The following is a 3,623-nucleotide window of genomic DNA, read 5'->3' as shown; positions in this document are numbered from 1 at the left end:
CCTGCGGGCGTCAATCGCGCATGCTTATGGCTGTTCATCCGTTCTCCTGAGATGGGTTCCTGGGGCCTGGTAACCACAGCTTCCCAAATCCGGGACGGATGAACAACCTATTGAGACATCACAGCTAGGGCGCGCTTATGTGACGCGCACCCACTTCGCGACGGACGGGATGCCCTGCGCGTCCACCACGAACAGCATGTAGTAGCCCGGAGGGGCGACGGTGCCGGAGGCGGGGATCTTGGCGGACAGCTTGGTCGTGCCCACGGCCAGCGCCTCCAGCCGGATCGCGCGCTGGTGCATGTCGTTGCCGTGGGTGGTGGCGCCGGGGGCGACCAGCATCGCGCTCACCGTCGCGCGGTTGGTCGTGATGTCGAAGCTCTGCCCGTAGGCCAGCTGCGCCGGCACCGCCGTGATCTGCGGCTGCGCGCCGCGGAACAGGTACGGCGGCGAATACACCTGCGCCTTGTGCTGGAAGGCGGCCGCCGCCGACGAGTCCATGTCGTCCTGCGAGAGCAGCACCGTGGCATCTGGCAGCAGGATGGCGCTGGAGTGGTAGCCGGCCTGCACCACGTGCTTGGCGGCCAGCGTCCAGCTGCCCGTGGTGTCGTCGGCGCGCTTGGTGTAGAGCTCGGTGTCGAAGATGGGATTCTCGTAGCCGTACAGGCCGGCGTTGCCGCCCACGGTGAACAGGCTGCCGTCCGGCAGCAGGATCACGTTGGCGTTGTGGCGCGGCTTGTTCCACTTGGGGTACTCCTGCCAGCCGGCCATCGGGTTGTTCCCGTCCATCCACTGGTTGCCCGCGACGGCCACCGTCTCGGTGTGGCCGCCTGCCACCATCACCGTCTGGCGCGCGGGCGTCACTGCCTGGTCGGTGTAGATGGCGCCGCTGCCCAGGTAGTAGTGGTTGCTCGACATCGGCGGCGTGGCGGTCCACGTCCAGGTGTTGGGCTGCAGCAGGTTGCTGGTCGCCAGGTTGGGGCCGGACTCCAGCATGCTGCCCGAGGACAGCAGGTACTGCAGCGGGTACACCCCGGTGGGGTTGTGCATCGACACCACCTGCATCGTGCCGATGCCGTTGATGTTGGCCGCGGGCGTGAACAGCTCGACCCCGTTGGTGATGGCGCCGCTGCCGGTCTCGTCGATGCCGCTGGTGATGATCACCCGGTTGTCGGCGAGCTTGGTTGTCGTGGGGTACCAGCGCCCGCGCGCCATGTCGGGCTGGCGTGCCCAGATTTCGGCGATCGGGTTGAAGGTGTAGTTGCTCAGCAGCCCTTCCCAGCTGCTGGTCCCGGGGGGTGCATTCTGGTCGGGGTAGCGCAGGTTGCCGCCGGCGACATAGACGCGGCCGTCGGACAGGATGGTCTGGCCCGCGCACCAGATGTTTTCCGGCGGCGCGATGTTGCGGCCGGTGCGGGTGGCCGGGTCCCAGATGTAGGCCACGCCGTTGCGCGAGTTGGCGGGGTTGTGGTAATCCACCGGGTCATAGGACCAGAACATCACCTTGCCAGTGTGCAGCAGCACCGCTGTGACGCCGACCACCGGAATAATGAAAGGGTCGCTCCAGCGCCCGAGCGTGGATGCCAGGTCGGCCGCCGCCACCACGGCCGCATCGAACACCTGGCGCGACCCCGAAGTGCGCCCCGCGGACGCCTGCCGCACCAGGGCGTCGTCGCTGATGGTGCGCGGCGCCGGTGTGGCCTGTCCCCGGGCCGGGACGGGGCGCAACCCGCGCTGCGCCTCGCATTGCTGGCGCCGCGCGCTGCGGTGCTGGTCGGCGTGCCCGCCGCCCAGCAGGTCGCTCTCGCGCTTGTGGACGGCGGCCTCGGCGGCTGCGGGCAGGCAGAGGTTTACTGCCGCGGGCGGCAGCGCCGGGGTTGCGGCGGAAATCGTGCCGGTCGCGAAAGCCAGCAGCGGGACAAGGCAGGAGGAAGCCCAGGCGGCAGGCCGCCGGGCAGGACTGTATGTGTGCATGGGAAGTTTCCTTCGGGCATGGCTTTGCCCGAACAATGGATATTGTTCCCAAACACAGCCTTATGCGTGTGGGACCTTTGCCCCGACCACGCGTCAGGCGCAGCGGATCAGCTGGCGTCAATTCAGGAGGGCAGCATCTGCGGGTTGTAGGCAATCTCCCAAATGTGCCCGTCCGGGTCTTGGAAATAGCCGGCGTAGCCGCCGTAGAACGTCTTTCCCGCCGGCTTCACCACAACGGCGCCGGCGGCACTTGCCTGCGCCATCACGGCGTCGACCTCGGCTTGCGACACCACGTTGCTGGCGAGCGCGAACTCGGAGGCGCTCGGCGGCTGCTGTGCAATGCCGGCGTCATGCGCCAGGTCCTTGCGTGCCCACAGCGCCAGCTTAGTGCCGCCTTCCAGTTCGAAGAACACGACCTGGCCGTGCGCGAACTCCTGGCCGATGATGCCCTCGGTGGGCAGCCCCAGGCCGTCGCGGTAAAAGCGCAGCGACCGTTCCAGGTCGTCGACGCCAAGGGTGATGAGGGTGATGCGAGGCTTCATGCTGGTTGCTCCTGTGCAGCGCGGATGGACGATCCGCGGCGCGGAGCCTAACAGTTCAACAGCTCATGCAGGTGTGCCACGACACCGGAACCGACCGCCTTCTGGGCCTCTCCGGTCTGGGCTCCCAGGTGGGGGGTGCACAGTACGTTGTCCCGATCGAAAATCGCAAGATGTCCCGGCGGCTCGACTTCGTATGCATCCAGTGCCACACCTGCGAGGCGCCCGGAATCCAGCGCGGCCACCAGCGCCGGGTACTCGATGAGAGAGCCCCGTCCGACGTTGATGAGAAACGCCCCGCGCCGGAACTGCGCGAAGCGCTCCTCGTTCAGGAGGTGCAGGGTCTGCGGAGTTCCGGGAAGGCATGCAACGACGATATCGGCCTCGGCAAACAGCGCCTCCATGGACATCAACCGTGCATCGGTGTCCTCAGCGGCGCGGCGCTTGTCCGGCGCATCGGGGGTGCGGTCGAACGCCACGATGCGCGCACCCAATCCATGCATCAGCCGCGACACCTGCCGCCCGATCCGGCCATAGCCCAGGATTCCGAGCGTTCTTCCACGCAGCTCCCCACCGATGAAGAGCTCCTTTTTCCACAGGCCCTGCCGCAACGAATCGTGCGCAGGGCGGATGCCCCGAAGCAGTCCGATCGCCAATCCGATCACCAATTCCGCCACCGAGCCGGCGCTGATCGGCGTGGTGCGAACGCGAACTCCTTTCTCGCGGAAGAGGGGCGAGATGTTGTCGATGCCCGCGCCGGCCCTGATGATCCACTGCAGGCGCGTCGCGGCCAGGGCGCACGCGTCGTCCAATCTGAACGGACTGCGTATCACGATGCCGTCCAGATCCCCGACGAGAGGCTGAAGGCCGGATGGCGTGGGTCTTTCCTGGCGCACCACGTGGTGCCCGCCGAGCGACTCGACCACGCACGGATCGATCAAACCGAAAACGCCGATGCGAAGCATGCTTGCCTCCAGGTTCGTCACTGCTAGTGTCCTGTCCCGATAATACGTGAGCAAAGTCGATGCAGCTTTTCAAGGATCGAATCGGCGGTCGCAGTCCATTTGAACGGCTGACAGTTTTGGTTGTGAGCGTTGACGAAATGGTCGATGC

3 protein-coding genes and 1 pseudogene are annotated in these 3,623 nt (G+C 66.5%); all 4 read right to left on the bottom strand.

Going from position 1 to position 3,623, the window contains the following annotated elements; translation table 11 throughout:
- Positions 1-135 precede the first annotated feature (135 nt).
- On the bottom strand, positions 136-1,971 hold the full coding sequence (locus H0U68_RS09255) for a galactose oxidase-like domain-containing protein (RefSeq protein WP_296354844.1): 1,836 nt from the start codon (positions 1,969-1,971) through the stop codon (positions 136-138).
- A 122-nt stretch (positions 1,972-2,093) separates the two neighbouring features.
- Positions 2,094-2,513, bottom strand: a complete 420-nt coding sequence (locus H0U68_RS09250; RefSeq protein ID WP_296354842.1) for a VOC family protein — start codon at positions 2,511-2,513, stop codon at positions 2,094-2,096.
- Between the two features lie 47 nt (positions 2,514-2,560).
- The gene (locus H0U68_RS09245; RefSeq protein ID WP_296354840.1) at positions 2,561-3,475 is read right to left on the bottom strand and encodes an NAD(P)-dependent oxidoreductase; all 915 of its coding nucleotides are present in this window, start codon (positions 3,473-3,475) and stop codon (positions 2,561-2,563) included.
- 23 nt (positions 3,476-3,498) lie between these two features.
- Positions 3,499-3,623 (bottom strand): annotated as a pseudogene (locus H0U68_RS09240) (IS630 family transposase); the annotation flags it as partial.

The organism is Ramlibacter sp. (assembly GCF_013697775.1).
GTDB lineage: Bacteria > Pseudomonadota > Gammaproteobacteria > Burkholderiales > Burkholderiaceae_C > Ramlibacter.
The sequence above is the reverse complement of the archived record's forward strand: the minus strand, read 5'-3'. Positions and strand labels throughout refer to the sequence as shown.